Source organism: Kitasatospora sp. NPDC051853 (genome assembly GCF_044452665.1).
Lineage (GTDB): Bacteria > Actinomycetota > Actinomycetes > Streptomycetales > Streptomycetaceae > Kitasatospora.
The window spans coordinates 307,605-324,647 of record NZ_JBITBY010000010.1 but is presented as its reverse complement, the minus strand read 5'-3'; the positions used below and the strand labels follow the sequence as shown (position 1 = coordinate 324,647).

The 17,043-nt window shown below is 71.6% G+C and carries 15 protein-coding genes; 13 read left to right on the top strand and 2 right to left on the bottom strand.

What is annotated here, in order from left to right:
• Nucleotides 1-132 precede the first annotated feature (132 nt).
• The 4 genes from ACIA8O_RS28600 (at nt 133) to ACIA8O_RS28585 (ending at nt 5,904) form a co-directional block, all read left to right on the top strand.
• On the top strand, nt 133-2,013 hold the full coding sequence (locus ACIA8O_RS28600; RefSeq protein WP_396296844.1) for an FAD/NAD(P)-binding protein: 1,881 nt from the start codon (nt 133-135) through the stop codon (nt 2,011-2,013).
• 159 nt (nt 2,014-2,172) lie between these two features.
• Nucleotides 2,173-3,708, top strand: coding sequence for a vanadium-dependent haloperoxidase (locus ACIA8O_RS28595; protein WP_396296843.1), 1,536 nt, complete (start codon nt 2,173-2,175; stop codon nt 3,706-3,708).
• A 110-nt stretch (nt 3,709-3,818) separates the two neighbouring features.
• Nucleotides 3,819-4,223 (top strand): SHOCT domain-containing protein, encoded by a 405-nt coding sequence (locus ACIA8O_RS28590; protein ID WP_396296842.1) that lies wholly within the window; start codon nt 3,819-3,821, stop codon nt 4,221-4,223.
• Between the two features lie 88 nt (nt 4,224-4,311).
• Complete coding sequence (locus tag ACIA8O_RS28585; protein WP_396296841.1) at nt 4,312-5,904, top strand: alpha/beta hydrolase; 1,593 nt, start codon at nt 4,312-4,314, stop codon at nt 5,902-5,904.
• Between the two features lie 55 nt (nt 5,905-5,959).
• On the opposite strand, the gene ACIA8O_RS28580 is transcribed toward ACIA8O_RS28585, so the two are convergent.
• Both ACIA8O_RS28580 and ACIA8O_RS28575 read right to left on the bottom strand, forming a co-directional pair.
• Nucleotides 5,960-6,469 carry a hypothetical protein gene (locus tag ACIA8O_RS28580; protein WP_396296840.1) on the bottom strand — a complete coding sequence of 170 codons (510 nt, stop codon included), beginning with the start codon at nt 6,467-6,469 and terminating at the stop codon, nt 5,960-5,962.
• 118 nt (nt 6,470-6,587) lie between these two features.
• Nucleotides 6,588-8,132, bottom strand: a complete 1,545-nt coding sequence (locus ACIA8O_RS28575) for an alkaline phosphatase (RefSeq protein WP_396296839.1) — start codon at nt 8,130-8,132, stop codon at nt 6,588-6,590.
• Nucleotides 8,133-8,346: 214 nt separating this feature from the next.
• On the opposite strand from ACIA8O_RS28575, the gene ACIA8O_RS28570 reads away from it, so the two are divergent.
• The 9 genes from ACIA8O_RS28570 (at nt 8,347) to ACIA8O_RS28530 (ending at nt 17,027) form a co-directional block, all read left to right on the top strand.
• Nucleotides 8,347-8,973, top strand: coding sequence for a hypothetical protein (locus ACIA8O_RS28570; protein WP_396296838.1), 627 nt, complete (start codon nt 8,347-8,349; stop codon nt 8,971-8,973).
• 102 nt (nt 8,974-9,075) lie between these two features.
• Nucleotides 9,076-9,549, top strand: a complete 474-nt coding sequence (locus ACIA8O_RS28565) for a carboxymuconolactone decarboxylase family protein (protein ID WP_396296837.1) — start codon at nt 9,076-9,078, stop codon at nt 9,547-9,549.
• 325 nt (nt 9,550-9,874) lie between these two features.
• Complete coding sequence (locus tag ACIA8O_RS28560) at nt 9,875-10,276, top strand: YccF domain-containing protein (protein WP_396296836.1); 402 nt, start codon at nt 9,875-9,877, stop codon at nt 10,274-10,276.
• 156 nt (nt 10,277-10,432) lie between these two features.
• Complete coding sequence (locus ACIA8O_RS28555; RefSeq protein ID WP_396296835.1) at nt 10,433-11,608, top strand: branched-chain amino acid ABC transporter substrate-binding protein; 1,176 nt, start codon at nt 10,433-10,435, stop codon at nt 11,606-11,608.
• A gap of 19 nt (nt 11,609-11,627) precedes the next feature.
• A complete protein-coding gene (locus tag ACIA8O_RS28550; protein WP_396296834.1) occupies nt 11,628-12,548 on the top strand; it encodes a branched-chain amino acid ABC transporter permease in 921 nt (306 codons plus the stop codon).
• Entirely contained in the window at nt 12,545-13,828 is a 1,284-nt protein-coding gene (locus tag ACIA8O_RS28545; protein ID WP_396296833.1) for a branched-chain amino acid ABC transporter permease, read from the top strand. The genes ACIA8O_RS28550 and ACIA8O_RS28545 overlap by 4 nt, the downstream gene beginning before the upstream one ends.
• Nucleotides 13,825-14,613: an ABC transporter ATP-binding protein gene (locus ACIA8O_RS28540; RefSeq protein ID WP_396296832.1), complete on the top strand. Its 789-nt coding sequence runs from the start codon at nt 13,825-13,827 to the stop codon at nt 14,611-14,613. Before ACIA8O_RS28545 ends, ACIA8O_RS28540 begins: the two co-directional genes overlap by 4 nt.
• Nucleotides 14,610-15,377, top strand: coding sequence for an ABC transporter ATP-binding protein (locus ACIA8O_RS28535; protein ID WP_396296831.1), 768 nt, complete (start codon nt 14,610-14,612; stop codon nt 15,375-15,377). The genes ACIA8O_RS28540 and ACIA8O_RS28535 overlap by 4 nt, the downstream gene beginning before the upstream one ends.
• A 246-nt stretch (nt 15,378-15,623) precedes the next feature.
• On the top strand, nt 15,624-17,027 hold the full coding sequence (locus ACIA8O_RS28530; protein ID WP_396296830.1) for a sulfatase: 1,404 nt from the start codon (nt 15,624-15,626) through the stop codon (nt 17,025-17,027).
• Nucleotides 17,028-17,043 lie beyond the last annotated feature (16 nt).

The window sequence follows — 17,043 nt, the reverse complement described above, 5'->3', positions numbered from 1 at the left end:
CGGGGGAATTCACGGATTCGGATCACCGGATTGTCCGTGATCCCCCATCGGTGGCACCGGGGAACAATCCCGTGAATTCGGCCGTACGTTTGTGTCATCGAAAGCGGAACTCCTCACCAAGGACGGAACACCGTGACCACTGACGCCACTGCCACCGAGCCCCTCTCCATCGCCCTCGTCGGTTCCGGCCCGCGCGGCCTCTCGGTCCTGGAGCGCCTCGCGGCCCGGCTGAACGACGGCGAACTGAGCGGCCGTCAGGTCCGCATCCACGTGATCGACGCGGTGGAGGTCGGCTCCGGGCGGGTGTGGCGCACGGACCAGGACGACTGGTTCACGATGAACACGGTGGTCGGCCAGGTGACCATGTACTCCGGTGACCCGGACGGCGGCCCGGCCCGGCCCGGCGCCGGCCCCTCGCTGGGCCAGTGGATCGCCGAGCGGGCCAGAACCCACGGCGAGCCGCTGCTCGGCCCGGACGACTACGCCTCCCGGCAGCGCTACGGCCAGTACCAGCAGGCCGTCTACCGGAGCATCCTGGCCAGCCTGCCGGAGCGGGTCGAGGTGGTCGAGCTGAACGGCCGGGTGGAGCACGTCGTGCCGCGCGGCGCCGGCGGCTACGTGCTCCGGGTCGACCTGGCGCCGTACGACCTGCCGTACCTGATCGAGGCCGACAAGGTGCTGCTGGCCACCGGTCACCCGACCAACCAGCCGGACGAGTTCGAGCAGCGGATGCTCGCCTTCACCGAGCGCCACCCGGGCACTGCCTACCTGTGCGGGGACTCCGCCGCCGACATGAGGCTGGACAAGGACACCATCGCCCCCGGCGCCACGGTCGCCATCCGCGGCCTGGGCCTCTCCTTCTACGACGTGATGCTCAGCCTGACCGTCGGCCGCGGCGGCACCTTCGACACGGACCGGGACGGCACCCTGCGCTACCTGGCCAGCGGCCTGGAGCCGAAGATCGTCACCGGTTCGCGCAGTGGCCTGCCGATCCCGGCCCGCGGCCGGAACCAGAAGAACCCCGACCACACCCACACCCCGGTCTTCCTCACCAAGCAGGCGGTGGCCGAGGCCCGCGCCCGCCGGCTGGCCGAGACCGGCAGCGGCCAGCTGGTCTTCAACGAGGACGTGCTGCCGCTGCTGATGCGGGAGGTGGAGCACGTCCACCAGGAGGTGCACCGCCGCAGCGGCGCCACCACCCCCGCCGAGCCGATCGACCTGCAGAAGCTGGCCCGTCCGTTCCAGGGCGAACTCTTCGCCGACAGCCGGGAGTTCGAGGCCCGTCTGCTGGAGGTGATGCGGGCCGACCTGGCCGCCGCCGACCAGGGCAACGCCGAGGGCCCGCTGAAGGCCGCGCTGGACGTGCTGCGCGACATCCGCAACGTGGTGCGCGAGGCGGTGGACTTCGGCGGCCTGCGCCCGGACAGCTACGCCCGCGAGTTCCAGCGCGACTTCCTGCCCGTCAACTCGCTGCTCTCGGCCGGTCCGCCGATCGCCCGGGTCGAGCAGCTGGTCGCCCTGATCGAGGCCGGGGTGGTCGAGGTGGCCGGCCCCGCCACCGACTTCGCCGCCGACGAGGAGAGCGGCACCTTCCGGATCTCCTCCCCGCAGGTGAACGGCTCCGAGCGGACCGCCACCGCCCTGATCGACGCCCGCATCCCCACCCCCGACCTCTACCGCGACTCCGCCCCGCTCACCCGCTCCCTGCTGACCGACGGCACCATCAGCGAGTACCGGCACGCCGACGAGCTGACCGGCGAGATCTTCTACACCGGCGGGCTGAACGTCACCCAGGCCCCGTTCCACCTGATCGCCGCCGACGGCACCGTCCACCCCGACCTGTACGCGCTGGGCATCCCGACCGAGCACACCCGCTGGTTCACCCAGGTCGGCAGCGGCAAGCCGGGCCTCAACACCCTGTTCCGCCAGGACGCCGACGCGATCGCCTCCGACATGCTGAGCACCGCGGCCCGCGCCGGGCTGCAGTACCTCACCTCGGTGGCGGCCCGCTGATCCGACGGCACCACCGCTGAACTGCCCTTCTCCACAAAGGAAAACGGCCCCTCCGGTTGGCTCTGACGAAGTGCCAGAAGCCGACTGGAGGGGCCGTCGTGCGTCGGTCGAGAGTGTCCCGCGTCGTGAGGTCCACCCGATCGAAGGGAAGCGGTACCCATGGGATCCACCCTCGCCACCGGTCTGCGCCGGGGCACCGTGCTCGCCCTGGCGGCCGTGCTGTCCGTCACCACCCTGGCCACCGGTGCGGCCACCGCCGCCGAGGACACCACCGACTCGGCGGTCAGCCAGTTCGCCCTGCAGGAGAGCTGGGCCGAGTTCGAGGACGGCGGGGCCAACCTGCTGCTCGCCTGGAACGAGAAGACCGTCCAGGCCACCATCGCCCAGGTCGGCCTGAACGGCGCCGCCGGCATCCTCCCGCCGGTCTCCGCCCGCTACCACGCGATCGTCTCCACCTGTGCCTACGACGCCTGGGCCGCCTACGACGCCCGGGCGATCGGCACCCGCCTCGGCGGCCAGCTGCGCCAGCAGTGGTGGAAGCGGACCTACGCCAACCGCAAGGCCGCGGTCGCGTACGCCTCGCACCGCGCGCTCAAGGACCTCTTCCCGCAGCAGACCGCGAGCTTCGACGCGCTGCTCCAGCAGCAGGGCTACGACCCGGCCAACGCCGAGGTCAACACCTCCACCGCGGCCGGCATCGCGCACACCGCCTGCGACGCGGTGCTCAACTACCGCCACAACGACGGGGCCAACCAGCTCGGCACCCCCGCCTACTCCGACCCGGGCAGCGGCTACGCCCCGGTCAACCCGGCGCAGGACCTGAACGCCTTCGACAAGTCGAAGGTGGTCGCCCCGGACCGCTGGAGCCCGCTGATCGTCAACGGGGTGACCCAGAAGTTCGCCGGCATCCAGTTCGCGGCCACCAAGCCGTACGCGATGAAGACCACCAGCCAGTTCCGGCCGGTCGTCCCGCCGGCCTACGGCACCGCCGAGGCGAACGCCTCGATCGAGGAGCTGCGCCAGATCAGCGCGGGCCTGACGGACCGCCAGAAGGCGATCGCCGAGTTCTGGATCGAGGCCGCGGAGGGCCCGACCGGCCACCAGAACCGCCAGGCCCAGTGGGTCGCCCGCCGCGACTTCCACACCCTGAGCCAGGACGTGAAGATGTTCTTCGGCCTCAACATGGCGATGGGCGACAGCGGCAACGCGGCCTGGGAGTCGAAGAAGTACTACGACTACGCCCGCCCGCTCACCATGATGCGCTACGCCTACGACGGTCAGCAGATCCAGTCCTTCGGCGGCCCCGGCCAGGGCACCGTCACCATGGACGGCAAGAACTGGAAGTCCTACCTGCCGACCCCGGCCTTCGCCTCGTACATCTCCGGCCACTCGATCTGGGGCGCCACCTGGGGCGAGTACATGAAGCTGTGGACCGGCAGCGACACCTACGGCGAGAGTGCCGTGGTCAAGGCCGGCACCCTGAAGTACGACACCAACGCCCCGGCCACGGACATCACGCTGAAGTGGGACACCTTCAGCCAGGCGGCCGACGAGGACGGCATGTCCCGCCTCTACGGCGGCGTGCACTGGCGCTTCGACAAGGAGCAGGGTGCGCTGCTCGGCCGGAACGTGGCGAACAACGCCTACAACGTCGCCCGCCAGTACTTCGCCGGGATCACCCCGAACGTGGGCTGACCGGGCGTCAGGAGGGGCGGTCGGGGCGAGTCTGACCGATATGTCCTGAATGTCTCCCTATGATCGGACCGCCGTCCGCACGGTGCGGGCGGCGGTCCGAGGGAGTTCCGATGGACGATTACCCGCTGCTCAACCTCTTCTGGACGATGCTCTGGCTGTTCCTCTGGGTGCTCTGGTTCTTCCTGCTCTTCAAGGTGATCGGGGACATCTTCCGCGACCACACGATGGGCGGCTGGGGCAAGGCGGGGTGGCTGGTCTTCGTGATCCTGCTGCCCTACCTGGGGGTGCTGGTCTACCTGATCGCCCGGGGGCGCTCGATGAGCGAACGCGACCGCGAACAGGTGCAGCGCAGTGAGGCCGCCTTCCGGGCGTACGTCCAGGAGGCCGCCGGCCAGCAGACGGGCGGCCAGAAGCCGACCCAGGCCGACGAGTTGGCGAAGCTGGCGCAGCTGCGGAGCAACGGCACGCTGACCGAGGAGGAGTTCCAGCAGGCCAAGGTCAAACTGCTGGCCTGAACCGGAACCGATCCTGTCCGGGGCCTTCCTCGACGATCTCCGAACTGGCATGCTGGCGGCCTGTTTTGGACATGTCGAGGGGGGTTCCGTGTCTCGTCTCTGGAGTGCGGGCCTGGCTGCGGCCAGCGCCCTGCTGTTGGTCCCCGGTGTGGCCGTCGCCGCACCGTCCGCCGGAGGGGCTCCGGCCAAGGTCGATCCGGTGTCCTGGACACCGTGCAACCCCGATCCGAGCAAGCCGGATCCGGGCATCTACGACTGCGCCACCTACCCGGTGCCGCTGGACTACGCCAAGCCGAACGGCGAGAAGATCGGCATCGCGATGCTGCGCCGCCGGGCCTCCGACCCGGCCAACCGAATAGGCTCGCTCTTCCTCAACCCGGGCGGCCCGGGCGGCAGCGGCTACCTCTGGGCCACCACCACCCGCTTCCAGAAGAAGGTCCAGGAGCGCTTCGACCTGGTCGGCTTCGACCCGCGCGGCGTGGCCCGCAGCAACCCGTTGCGCTGCTTCACCACCAACGAGGAGTCCGACGCCCTCTGGGCACGGGCCACCGGCGTCCCGGTCACCGCGGACGAGGTCCGCGACACCATGGCCGCCAACCGCGACTACGCGGCCGCCTGCGGCAAGAACGCCGGCCCGCTGATCAAGCACATGTCGACCATCAACGTGGTCCGCGACCTGGACCGGATGCGGCAGGCCGTCGGCGACGCCCAGCTCACCTTCGCGGGTTTCTCCTACGGCACCCTGATCGGCTCCACCTACGCCAACATGTACCCGTCCAAGGTCCGCGCCGTGATCGTCGACGGCAACGTCGACCCGCAGCTGCGCCTGGCCAACGGCCTGGAGTACGACCGCCAGCGCGCCGACGGCTTCGAGATCTCGCTGGACGCCTTCCTCGAGCGCTGCGCCGAGGTCGGCGCCCCGCGCTGCGCCTTCGGCGAGGGCGACACCCGGGCCCGCTTCGACGCCATCCGGGACCACCTGCGCACCAACCCGGTGACCCTGCCGAGCGGCTCCGTCGTCACCCTCTCCACCTTCACCAGCCAGGTCGCCAACGCGCTGTACGCGCAGAGCCGGCTGGCCCCGCTGGCCAAGTCCCTGAAGGACCTGGACACCGCGATCAACGCCCAGGGTGCCCGCTCCCTGACGGCCGGTCAGGCCTCCACCGGCGACGCCGACCAGCTGGCCGTCCTGGCCCCGGCCGCCCTCCGGGAGGCCCCGGCCGAGACCCCGTACACCTCGGACGACTCCTACTACGGCGTCAACTGCCAGGACAAGCCGTACCCGCCGGCCCCGCAGCTCTTCCCGCTGCTGGCCCGCGCCTGGGAGCACGAGTCCCCGACCTTCGGCCGCTACCAGGCCTTCGACGCGCCGCCGTGCGCGACCTGGCCGGCCCCGGCGCTCACCTCCGAGCGCTACAGCGGCCCGTGGAACAAGAAGACCGCCAACCCGGTGATGGTCATCGGCAACCTCTACGACCCGGCCACCCAGTACAAGTTCGCCCAGCGCATGCAGCGTGAGCTCGGCAACGCCGTCCTGGTCACCGTCGACTCCATCGAGCACTGCGCGATCGGCCGCAGCGCCGCCCTCAACACCCTGGTCACCGACTACCTGGTCGACCGGACCCCGCCGGCCCCGGGTCAGACCCTCAAGCCGGACCTGGACCCCTTCCCGGCGGTCTGATCCGACGTCACCACCACCGGCGTGCCCGTCCCTCCGCACGGAGGGGCGGGCACGCTCATTCGTTGACCAGCACCGGGAGGGAGAGGACGGCGGTGACCGGGGCGGAGGTGAGCTTCCCGGCCGGGACCGAGAAGTCGATGCCGCCCTGCGCCGCGCGCGGCCCGAGGTGGGCGCCCTCGGACTCCTCCTCCTCGTAGTGGAAGGTGCCGGTGCCGGCCAACTGCCCCTGCTGGTCGTAGAAGGCGGCCCGCAGCTCCAGGGTCAGCACGTCGCTGACGTCCGAGGTGACGGTCAGGTGGCCGCCCACGGCCGCGCCCTTGTCCAGGGTCAGGCGCTCCAGCGAGACCCGGTCGGTGAACGGGCCCGGCTCCACCCGGACCTCGCCCGGGCGGACCGGCCCGGCCAGCGAGGCGGTGGGGGAGGGGGCCTCCTTGGGCGCCGGCAGCGAGACCTGACCCGGGGCCGGCGGCGGCGCCGCCTCCTGCTCCGGTGCGGTGGAGGTGCACCCGGTGAGCAGGGCCAGGGCGAGCAGCGGAAGGACGAGGGCGGGGCGGGTCGGGTTCACGACGTGGGCTCCTGGGGGCGGGAGTACGGCCGGGGGCCGGGAGGGGGCGTGTGCCCTCCCGGCCCCCGGTGTCGGACGGATCGTCAGCTGCCGTACGGGGTCAGCGCGGCGAACGGGGTCAGCGCGGCGAACGGTTGAACAGCGAGCGGTACATCTTGCCGTACAGCTCGGTGTTGTCCTGGCTGGCGGCGTAGCGCTGCGACCCCGGGCCGAAGGCGAACAGCGGCACGTCGGCGCCGGTGTGGTTGCCGGACAGGTAGGTCAGCCAGAGGCTGGCCTCGGGGCTGCCGTCCACCACGCCCGCCGGGTCGTCCGGGGTGCGGAAGGTGGCCGGGGCGAAGTTCTTCGCGTCCTTGGAACCGGCGCCGTTCACGATGCCGGTGGAGCGGGTGGCGTCCTTGGTGTTGCCGCCGGAGCGCGAGGGAGTGCTGTTGTTGGCGGTGTTGCCACCGTCGACGTTCACCGGCGGGGCGGCGGCCTCCGCGTTGGTGAAGCTGCCCTTCTCGATGATGTTGAAGCCGGCGCACTCGTGGTCGGCGGTGACGATCACCAGGGTGTGGCCGTCGCGCTTGGCGAACTCCACGGCCTTGGCCACGGCGTCGTCGAAGGCCTTGATCTCGCCCAGGGTCTGGGCGGCGTCGTTGGCGTGCGAGCGCTTGTCGATCTGGGCGCCCTCGACCTGGAGGAAGAAGCCCTTGCGGTTGCGCTTGCCCAGCAGGTCGATCGCCTTGGTGGTGAGGTCCGACAGGGTCGGCTCGGCCTTCTCCGGGGCGCCGGCCGGCAGCGCGGCCTTGGCCGCCTCCACCGTCAGGTTGCCGCGGTTGAACAGGCCGATGACCTTGCCGCCGCGCACCGCGTCCAGCTCGGCCTTGGTGGCGACCTTCTGGCTGGCGGCGCTCTGCGCGGGCAGCGCGGCGTCGCCGAAGCTGCCGAGCACCTGGTAGCCGCGGTCCTTCAGGGCCTTCTGGTCGTCCGGCTCGAAGCGGGCCAGGCCGCCGCCGAGGATGACGTCGGCCGTGCCGTTGCGGGCGATCTGCTCGGCGACCGGGGTGATCAGGGTGGTGTCCGAGGGCTTGGCCTCGTACGTGCCGTCGGCGTTCTTCGGCAGGCAGGCCGCGTCCGAGTAGACCGGGCCCTGGCAGCCGCGCAGCAGCACGTGGCTGAACTGGCCGGCCGGGGTGGCGTCGGTGATCTCGGCGGTCGAGACGTTGCCGGTGGCGAAGCCGGCCGCCTTGGCCTGCTCCATCAGCGTGGCGACGCGCTTCTCGTACGAGTCCACGCCCAGCGCCGCGTTGTAGGTCTTCACACCGGAGGACCAGGCGGTGGCGGAGGAGGCCGAGTCGGTGACCAGGGCGGGCTTGTCGCTGCCCTTCTCCACCGCGTAGGTGGCGACCTGGCCGACGACCGGCAGGCGCTCCATGTTCAGCCGGCCCGCGGCACCGTAGAAGCGGTCCCGGCCGGCCGTGACATGGGTGCGGCCCATGCCGTCGCCCACCATGTAGATGACGTTGCGGATGTCGTTGCCGCCGCCGTACCAGCCCTCGTGGCCCTGGTCGTTGCGGTACTGCTCGGACGGCTCCGAGTTGGCGGTGACCGCCGCGCCGCCCACCAGGGCGCTCGCGGTCACGAGCACCAACGCGGCCTTGAAGGCCTTGCGCTGCATAGGGGTTCGTCTCCTCGACAGGTTCGGCGCACCCGGCCGGCTTCCGACCGCTTCCCACCGCGCACGCACCCGGGACAGCGCCGGGCGGTGCGACCGTAGCGACGGCGCGTGAACGCGCCACCCGTGGTGGGTGTCCGTTGTCCGAACAACTTCCCCACCGGCCGCCACGATGCGGCACGATCGGGCACGGAGGACAACGGACGAGGGGGATTCCGTGGAGAACCTGATCGCGGCGCTGGACGCCACGCGGACCGCGGCGGGGCTGCGCACCGTGACCGAACTGCTGGAGCCCGGCGGCGGCAACCTGGTCCACGACCCCTTCTCGGTGCTGATCTCCCGTCGGGTGACGCTCGGTCGGGGGAACGTCTTCTACCCGGGCGTCACGGTGGAGTGCGACCCGGAGAGCAGCTGCGCGATCGGCTCCGGCAACGTCTTCCGCCCCGGGGCCGTGGTGCTGGCCGAGGCGGGCGGCTCGGTCCGGATCGGCGACGGGAACCTGATCGGGGACGGCGGCGCCCGGATCAAGGCCAACCGGGCCGACGCGGCCGTGGAGGTCGGCGACCGGGCCAGGCTGCTCAACGGCCCCGAGATCGTGGGCCGTTCGGTGATCGGCGACGGCTGCCAGGTGATCGGCGCCATCGCCGCCCAGTCCGTCCGCCTGACGGGCGGCGGCGACCACGCGTACCCGGACCCGGACGGGCGGGGCGCGGTGCTCAAGGGGAGCGGCCTGGCGCGCGGGCTGGCCCTGGCGGTGGGCGAGGTGGTGAACGGCAACGGCGACTTCGCCGTCGCCCCGGTCGAGCGCCAGCGGGCGTACCACCCGGAGGCGCCGCGCCTCTGACGGGACGTGACGCGGGTCACGTCGGGCGGCTGTCACACTCCGGGCGGCCGTTCCGTCGAAGGGGTGACAGCGCAGAACGAGCACCGAACGAGGGAGCACCCCGTGGAGATCCGCCTCAACCCCTACACCAACCCGGTCCTGGGCAAGGTCTTCAAGCACATCATCGCGGCGGGGAAGGTCCTGGAGGAGTCGGGCCTGCCGACCGCCACCCAGGAGCTGGTCAAGCTCCGCGCCAGCCAGATCAACGGCTGCGGCTTCTGCACCGACATGCACTTCAAGGACGCCGTCCACCACGGCGAGAGCCCCGAGCGGCTCAACCTGGTCGCCGCCTGGCGGGAGGCCACCGTCTTCACCGAGGCCGAGCGCGCCGCCATCGAGCTCACCGAGGAGGCCACCCGGATCGCCGACGCGGCCGGCGGCGTCAGCGACGAGGTCTGGGCCCGCGCTACCCAGCACTACGACGAGGACCAGCTCGGCGCCCTGGTCGGCGCTATCGCCCTGATCAACGCCTTCAACCGGGCCAACGTCATCCTGCAGACCCCGGCGGGCGACTACCGCCCCGGCCAGTTCGCCTGACGCCCGGTCACCCGGCCGGGGTCCTCGCGGCCCGGGCCGGGTGACGGTGCATCAGACGGCGGCCAGGCTGACCTGCTGGTCGAAGACCACCCAGCGCCGGCCCCCGCGGCCGGAAGGACGGTGCTGGTCAGAGCCGGCGTGGCGACGGCGAGCGTCCTGCGAACCGCGATGGCCATCAGGCGGATTCCGTTCTCGCGAAAGGCCGCGCGCTCCGTGTGCGACCTCAGGTGATTTCCCCAGGTCGGGCCCGGGGCAAGGCCATTGGCGCCGGACTCGCCGCGACCGGATCTGCCCGCGGGGGCCCGCTCCGTGGGAGGCTGGTGGCATGAAGGTGATCGGTTTCGTCCTGAACGTGCTCTGGCTGCTGCTCTGCGGGATCTGGATGGCGATCGGCTACGCGGTGGCCGGGATCATCTGCTGCATCCTGATCGTCACCATCCCGTTCGGCATCGCCTCGTTCCGGATCGCCGGCTACGTGCTCTGGCCGTTCGGCCGGACCACGGTGGAGAAGCCCGACGCCGGTGCGCCGTCCTGCGTCGGCAACGTGATCTGGATCGTCTTCGCCGGCTGGTGGCTGGCGCTCGGTCACATCGCCACGGCCATCGCGCTGGCGATCACCATCATCGGCATCCCGTTCGCCTGGGCCAACCTCAAGCTGATCCCGATCTCGCTGATGCCGCTGGGCCGCGAGGTGGTCTCCACCGACCAGAAGTTCGGCGCCCGCTGACCCGTCGGGCGGCCGTCCCGGCCCGGACGGCCGCCGCGGTGGCCCCGGCCGCCGGGTGGGTGAGGTGACAGACCACGGGCGTGAGGCTCCCTCCGGCGGATCGGGGCTGCATAGAGTCGCGGGCGTTCCGAACCGCCGCGCCTCCAGGGGGACTTCGTGCTGCCCAGAAGACTGCTCACCGCCGCCGCACCGCTGCTCGTCGGCGCGCTCGCGCTCACCGCGAGCGCCTGCGCCAAGGACGAGGGCGAGGTCGGCGCGGACGGCAAGAAGATCGTCAAGATCGCCTACCAGGGGCCGCTGAGCGGGGACAACGCCGCGCTCGGGGTGCACATGGAGAACGGCGTGAAGCTGGCCGTCAAGCAGGCCAACGAGCGCGGCGACCTGCCGTTCTCGCTGACCTACGTGGCGGCCGACGACGCGGGCAGCGCCGACCAGTCCCCGGCCGCCGCGCAGAAGGTGATCGACGACGAGAAGGTGCTCGCCACCATCGGCCCGGCCTTCTCCAGCCCGACCAAGGCGGCCGGCCAGCTCTACTCGCAGGCGAACCTGCTGGCGCTGACGCCTTCCGCGAGCAGCCCCTCGCTGACCACGCTCGGCTTCAGCTCCTTCCTGCGCGGCATCCCGAACGACAACGCCCAGGGCGGCGGGATGGCCTCGTACTACGCGAAGAAGCTGAAGGCCAAGAAGGTCTTCCTGGTGGACGACAAGACCGAGTACGGCATCGGCCTGTCCGCGGTGGCGGACGCCGACCTCAAGGCGGCCGGCGTCGAGGTGGTGCGCCAGAGCGTGCCGCAGAAGACCCCGGACTACACCGCCGTGGCCACCGCCGCGAAGAACTCGGGTGCCGACGCGCTGATCTACGCCGGCTTCTACGCGGACGCCGCGCCGTTCGCCAAGAAGCTCAAGGAGGCGGGCTTCGACAAGCCGAGGATCGCCTCGGACGGGGTGAACGACCGGAAGTTCATCGAGCTGGCCGGTGCCGCCTCGGAGGGCTGGCTGGTCACCTGCCCGTGCGTGGACGCGGAGGTGGAGGCGGGCATCAAGAAGTTCACCGCCGACTACCAGGCCGAGTTCAAGACCGCGCCCGGCACCTACTCGGCGGAGTCCTTCGACGCCACCAACCTGGTGATCGAGCAGATCAAGGCGCTCGGCCCGGACGCCACCCGTGACCAGGTGCTGGCCAAGGTGAAGCAGGCCGACTACAAGGGCCTGACCAAGCGCTTCCGCTTCGACGCCAAGGGCGAGTTCCCGGACCGGACCGCGTTCCTCTACGAGGTGACCGAGGGCAAGATCGTCTACCGGGGCAACATCGAGACGCTGGCCGCGAGTTGAGCCAGGGGAGGACCCTCCGATGTCGCTCCACGAGTTCTGGGACTACCTGATACCGGGCGTCGCCCTGGGCGCGCTCTACTCGGTGATCGCGATCGGCTACACGCTGGTCTACGGCGTGCTCCAGCTGATCAACTTCGCCCACAGCGAGGTCTTCATGCTGGGCGGCTTCGGCGGCCTGGTCGTGCTCACCCAGCTGACCCCCGACCACCCCTCGGCCACCGTCTCGGTGCTGCTGGTGCTGGTCGGCCTGCTGGCCTCGGGCCTGGTCGGCGGGGCCACCGCGTACGGGTTGGAGCGGGTGGCGTACCGGCCGCTGCGGCGGCGCGGGGCGCCCAAGCTGATCTTCCTGATCAGCGCCATCGGTGCCTCCTTCTTCCTCTACAACCTGGCCGGCAAGCTGTTCGGCCGCGACCCGCTGCCGATGCCGGAGATCTACCGGAACAACGTGCTCTTCACGGTCTTCGGCGCCCGGGTGACGATCACCCAGGTCCTGCTGGTGGTCTGCGCGGTGGTGATGATGGGCGGGCTCGACCTGCTGGTGCACCGGACCAGGCTGGGCTCCGGCATCCGGGCCCTGGCCCAGGACCCGGAGACGGCCGGGCTGATGGGCGTGGACACCGACCGGGTGATCTCCCGGACCTTCGTGATCGGCGGCCTGATGGGCGGGGTGGCCGGCTTCCTGTTCGGGCTGAACACCCAGGTCTCCTTCACCATGGGCTTCAACCCGGGCATCACCGCCTTCGCGGCGGCGGTGCTCGGCGGCGTCGGCTCGATCCGCGGCGCGATGCTCGGCGGTCTGCTGCTCGGCCTGGTGGAGACCTTCAACGTGCCGCTGTTCGGCGAGGAGTGGCGCTACGTGGCCGCCTTCGTGGTGCTGGTCGGGGTGCTGATGCTCCGTCCGACCGGCATCCTCGGCGTCCGGATCGGGAGGACGGCATGACCACCCTGCTCCAGCGGCCGAGCCCGTCCCGGCTGGCCCGGCTCCGCACCCCCAAGTGGTACCAACTGCCGCGCTGGCGGCGGCTGTCCGCCCTGCTCGGGGCCGGCCTGCTGCTGGCCGTGATGACCGGCGAGCAGGGCAACGGGCGGGACCTGCTGTACTCGCTGCGGGAGACCCTCACCGGCGCCCGGCTCTGGATCTGCCTGGGCCTCGGCGTGCTGCTCTGGGCGGTGGCCGAGCTCGGCGCCCCGGCCCGGGCCGCCGCCCGGAAGGCGCTGACCGGCCTGCCCCGGCCACGACTGCCGCGCGCCGCACGGCCGGTGCTCGTCGTGCTCGGCCTGGCCGTCGCCGTCCTGGCCCCGCTCGGGCTCAGCCGGGCCACCAACCAGGTGCTGGTGGACTGGGTCGGCATCTACGTGCTGCTCGCCCTCGGCCTGAACGTGGTGATCGGCTGGGCCGGGCTGCTCGACCTGGGCTTCGTCGCCTTCTTCGCGATCGGCGGCTACAGCGCCGCGTTCTGGACCGGCCACCTGCCGGTGAAGCCGCCGTTCGAGCTCAACCCCTTCCTGGTGATCCCGGTCGCCATGCTCACCTGCCTGCTCGCCGGGGTGCTGCTCGGCGGGCCGACGCTGCGGCTGCGCGGCGACTACCTGGCCATCGTGACCCTCGGCTTCCACGAGATCATCTACCTGGTGGCCAAGAACGCCGAGGGCTTCACCCACGGCTCCAACGGGGCCTTCGGCATCCCGCACTTCTCGGTCGAGCTCGGCCCGGTCTCCTACCGCTGGAAGCTGGACCCGGTCGACTACTGGTGGCTGCTGCTCGGCCTGATCGTGCTGGCGGTCCTGGTGCTGCGCCGCCTCCAGCACTCCAAGGTCGGCCGGACCTGGGCGGCGATCCGCGAGGACGAGATCGCGGCCGCCGCGCACGGCGTGGACACCGTGAAGTACAAGCTGATGGCCTTCGCGATCGGCGCCTCCACCTCCGGCGCGGCCGGGGTGGTGTACGCGAGCAAGGTCGGCTTCGTGAACCCGGAGAACTTCCCGCTGCTCTACTCGGTGCTGGTGCTGGCCTACGTCATCTTCGGCGGCATGGGCTCGCTGCCGGGGGTGCTGCTCGGCGCCGGGCTGCTGGCCTGGCTGCCGCACGCGCTCAAGGACGTGGTGGACCAGAAGGACCGCTTCATGTACCTCGGGGCGCTGCTGGTGGTCATGATGATCTACCGCCCGCAGGGGCTGATCCCCGCCGGTGGCAAGCGAGTTGGGGGAGGGGCCCGATGAGCGTGGTGCTGGAGGCGGAGGGGCTGACGCTGCGCTTCGGCGGGCTCACCTCGCTCGCGGAGGTCGGCCTGCGGATGGAGCGCGGCGAGGTACTGGCCGTGATCGGCCCGAACGGCGCGGGCAAGACCTCGCTGTTCAACTCGCTGACCGGCGTCTACCGCCCGCAGGAGGGCCGGGTCACCTTCCACCCGGCCGACGGCGGCACGTACGAACTCCTGGGCCGCAAACCGCACCTGGTGAACCGTGCGGGCGTCGCCCGGACGTACCAGAACATCCGGCTGTTCGGTGCGCTGACGGCGCTGGAGAACGTCCAGGTGGCGGCCGAGACCCGGCTGCGCAGCGGCCCGCTGGGCATCGCGCTCGGCCTGCCGCACGCCCGCCGGGCCGCCCGGCGCAGTGCCGAACGGGCCGGTGAGCTGCTGGAGTTCGTGGGTCTGGCGGCCAAGGCGGACGAACCGGCCGGAGCGCTCGCCTACGGCGACCAGCGGCGGCTGGAGATCGCCCGCGCGCTGGCCACCGACCCCCGGGTGCTGCTGCTGGACGAGCCCGCGGCCGGGACCAACCCGACCGAGAAGCTCGAACTCACCGCCCTGATCCGGCGGATCAACCGGGAGCTGGAGATCGGCGTGCTGCTGATCGAGCACGACATGAAGCTGGTGATGTCGGTGGCCGACCGGGTGATGGTGCTCAACTTCGGCCGGGTGATCGCCGAGGGCACCCCGGCCGAGGTCCAGCAGGACCCGGCGGTGGTCGAGGCCTACCTGGGCGCGGAGGTGGCGGCGTGACGAGCGTGGTGGAGCCGGTCCGTGACGCCCCGGACGGCACCGGCGGCGCCCCGGCGCTGCTGGAGCTGGCCGGGCTGCGGGTGGACTACGGGGCGGTCACCGCGCTGCGCGGGATCGACCTGACGGTCCGCCAGGGCGAGGTGGTGGCCCTGCTCGGGGCCAACGGCGCGGGCAAGTCGACCACCCTGCGGGCGGTCTCCGGCCTGCTCCGCCCGGCCGCGGGGGAGGTGCGGTTCGCCGGCGAGCGGATCGACGGCGTGCCCTCCCACGAGGTGGTCGGCCTCGGCATCGCCCACTCCCCGGAGGGGCGGCGGGTGTTCGCCGGGATGACGGTGCTGGAGAACCTGCACCTCGGCGCCTACCGCTTCGGCCGGGTGGACGCCGCCGACCTGGAGCGGGTGTTCGGGCTCTTCCCGCGGCTGGCCGAGCGCCGTCGCCAGGTGGCCGGCACCCTCTCCGGCGGCGAGCAGCAGATGCTGGCGATCGGCCGGGCCCTGATGGCCCGCCCCGAACTGCTGCTGCTGGACGAGCCCTCGATGGGCCTGGCCCCGATCATCGTGGCCCAGCTCTTCGAGATCGTCCGGGAGATCAACCAGCAGGGCACCACCGTCCTGCTGGTCGAGCAGAACGCCGCCCAGGCGCTCCGGCTGGCCGACCGCGGCTACGTGCTGGAGACCGGCGAGATCCGGATGCACGGTCCGTCCGCCGAGCTGCTCCACGACCCCCGGGTCCGGGCCGCCTACCTCGGCGAGGGCGCCGCCTGACGGTCCTTCCGACTGCTCCGCAGCCGCGTGATGTGTCGCCACGTCACGCGGCTGTGTCGTTCCCGCGTACTTCCCGGCCCCCGTCTTGTGGGCCCCGGGCCGCCGCTCCTAGGGTCGCGTCCATGGCAACCGGAGTCCTCCTCGTTGCCCGCCGCCACGTCGACCACGGACGCCTGGCCTGCGGGCTCTGTCTCCCGCGCTGAACCCTCCGCACCCGTCCATCCCGCGACAACGGAAGGCACAGCCATGCCCGAGCACACCTCCCCCAGCCGCCGCGGCTTCCTCACCGGCGCCGCCGCGGTGGCCGCCGCCACCGCCGTCCCGCTGACCGCCGGCCGGGCCGCGGCCGACGGGCCCGCCGCCACCGCCGCCCGCCCCAACATCCTGCTGATCGTCACCGACGACCAGCCCAAGCACACCAACTGGGCCATCCAGAAGACCATCGCCTGGCTCGGCGACCACGGCGTGGAGTACCCGAACGGCCACGTCGCCACCCCGCTCTGCGCCCCGTCCCGCTCCTCGGTCTTCTCCGGCCGCTTCGCCCACAACCACGGTGTGCGCAACAACGGCGCCTCGGCCGCGCTGGACCAGCACAGCACCGTGCAGCGCTACCTGAAGCAGGCGGGCTACCGCACCGGGCTGTTCGGCAAGTACCTCAACTCCTGGACGCTGGCGGACAATCCGCCGCACTTCGAGGACTTCCTGCTGCTCCAGCCGTCCTACAGCAGCAGCGCCAACTACAACGACAACGGCACCGTCCGGCAGATCAGCGGCTACCCCACCAACGTGATCAAGAACCATGCGCTGGCCTTCCTGGACAAGGCCGCCACCGACACCCGGCCGTGGTTCGCCTACGTCACCCCGTACGCCTCGCACGAGCCCAACACCCCGGCCGCCAAGTACGCCGACACCGTCGTCCCGGCCTGGAACGGACGCCCCTCGGTGCCCGAGGACGACCGCAGCGACAAGCCCGCCTACATCCGCAACGCGACCGCCACCCTGGACGACGCCCGGGAGCTGCGCAAGCGTCAACTCCGCACCCTGCTCTCGGTGGACGACGCGGTGCAGGCCTTCCGCGACAAGCTGGAGGCACTCGGCCAGCTGGACAACACCCTGGTGATCTACGTGGCCGACAACGGCTACACCTGGGCCGACCACGGCTGGCTGAAGAAGTCGGTGCCCTACTCGCCCAGCCACCAGGTGCCGTTCTACCTCTCCTGGCCCGCCGCCGGTCTGGGCTCCGGCACCGTCGACAACCGGCTGGTCGCCAACATCGACATCGCCCCGACCGTCCTGGACGCCGCCGGCATCACTCCGGACACCCCGCAGGACGGCCGCTCGCTGCTGACCGGGTACTCCCGGGGCCACCTGCTGGTCGAGTGGTGGAAGCAGGGCACCGCCGCCGGCGGGCCCAACACCTGGGCCTCGTACGTGGACAAGGAGAAGCAGTACACCGAGTACTACGACCTCCACACCAACGCGGCCGGGGTGGTGAGCGGCACCGGACAGGTGCTGTTCCGCGAGTACTACGACCTGGTCAGCGACCCGTACCAGCTGCGGAACCTGCTCCACCAGGCCACCCCGGCCGAGGAGCAGGCGCTCGGCATCCCGGCGCTGGCCGCCACCCTGGCCGCCGACCGGACCAGTTGACCCGGACGGCCCCCGC

Excerpts from the sequence above, each read along its gene's own strand:
- ACIA8O_RS28595 (WP_396296843.1), top strand. The coding sequence starts at position 2,173 with ATGGGATCCACCCTCGCCACCGGTCTGCGCCGGGGCACCGTGCTCGCC.
- ACIA8O_RS28590 (WP_396296842.1), top strand. The coding sequence starts at position 3,819 with ATGGACGATTACCCGCTGCTCAACCTCTTCTGGACGATGCTCTGGCTG.
- ACIA8O_RS28575 (WP_396296839.1), bottom strand. The coding sequence starts at position 8,132 with ATGCAGCGCAAGGCCTTCAAGGCCGCGTTGGTGCTCGTGACCGCGAGC.
- ACIA8O_RS28560 (WP_396296836.1), top strand. The coding sequence starts at position 9,875 with ATGAAGGTGATCGGTTTCGTCCTGAACGTGCTCTGGCTGCTGCTCTGC.
- ACIA8O_RS28550 (WP_396296834.1), top strand. The coding sequence starts at position 11,628 with ATGTCGCTCCACGAGTTCTGGGACTACCTGATACCGGGCGTCGCCCTG.
- ACIA8O_RS28545 (WP_396296833.1), top strand. The coding sequence starts at position 12,545 with ATGACCACCCTGCTCCAGCGGCCGAGCCCGTCCCGGCTGGCCCGGCTC.
- ACIA8O_RS28540 (WP_396296832.1), top strand. The coding sequence starts at position 13,825 with ATGAGCGTGGTGCTGGAGGCGGAGGGGCTGACGCTGCGCTTCGGCGGG.
- ACIA8O_RS28530 (WP_396296830.1), top strand. The coding sequence starts at position 15,624 with ATGCCCGAGCACACCTCCCCCAGCCGCCGCGGCTTCCTCACCGGCGCC.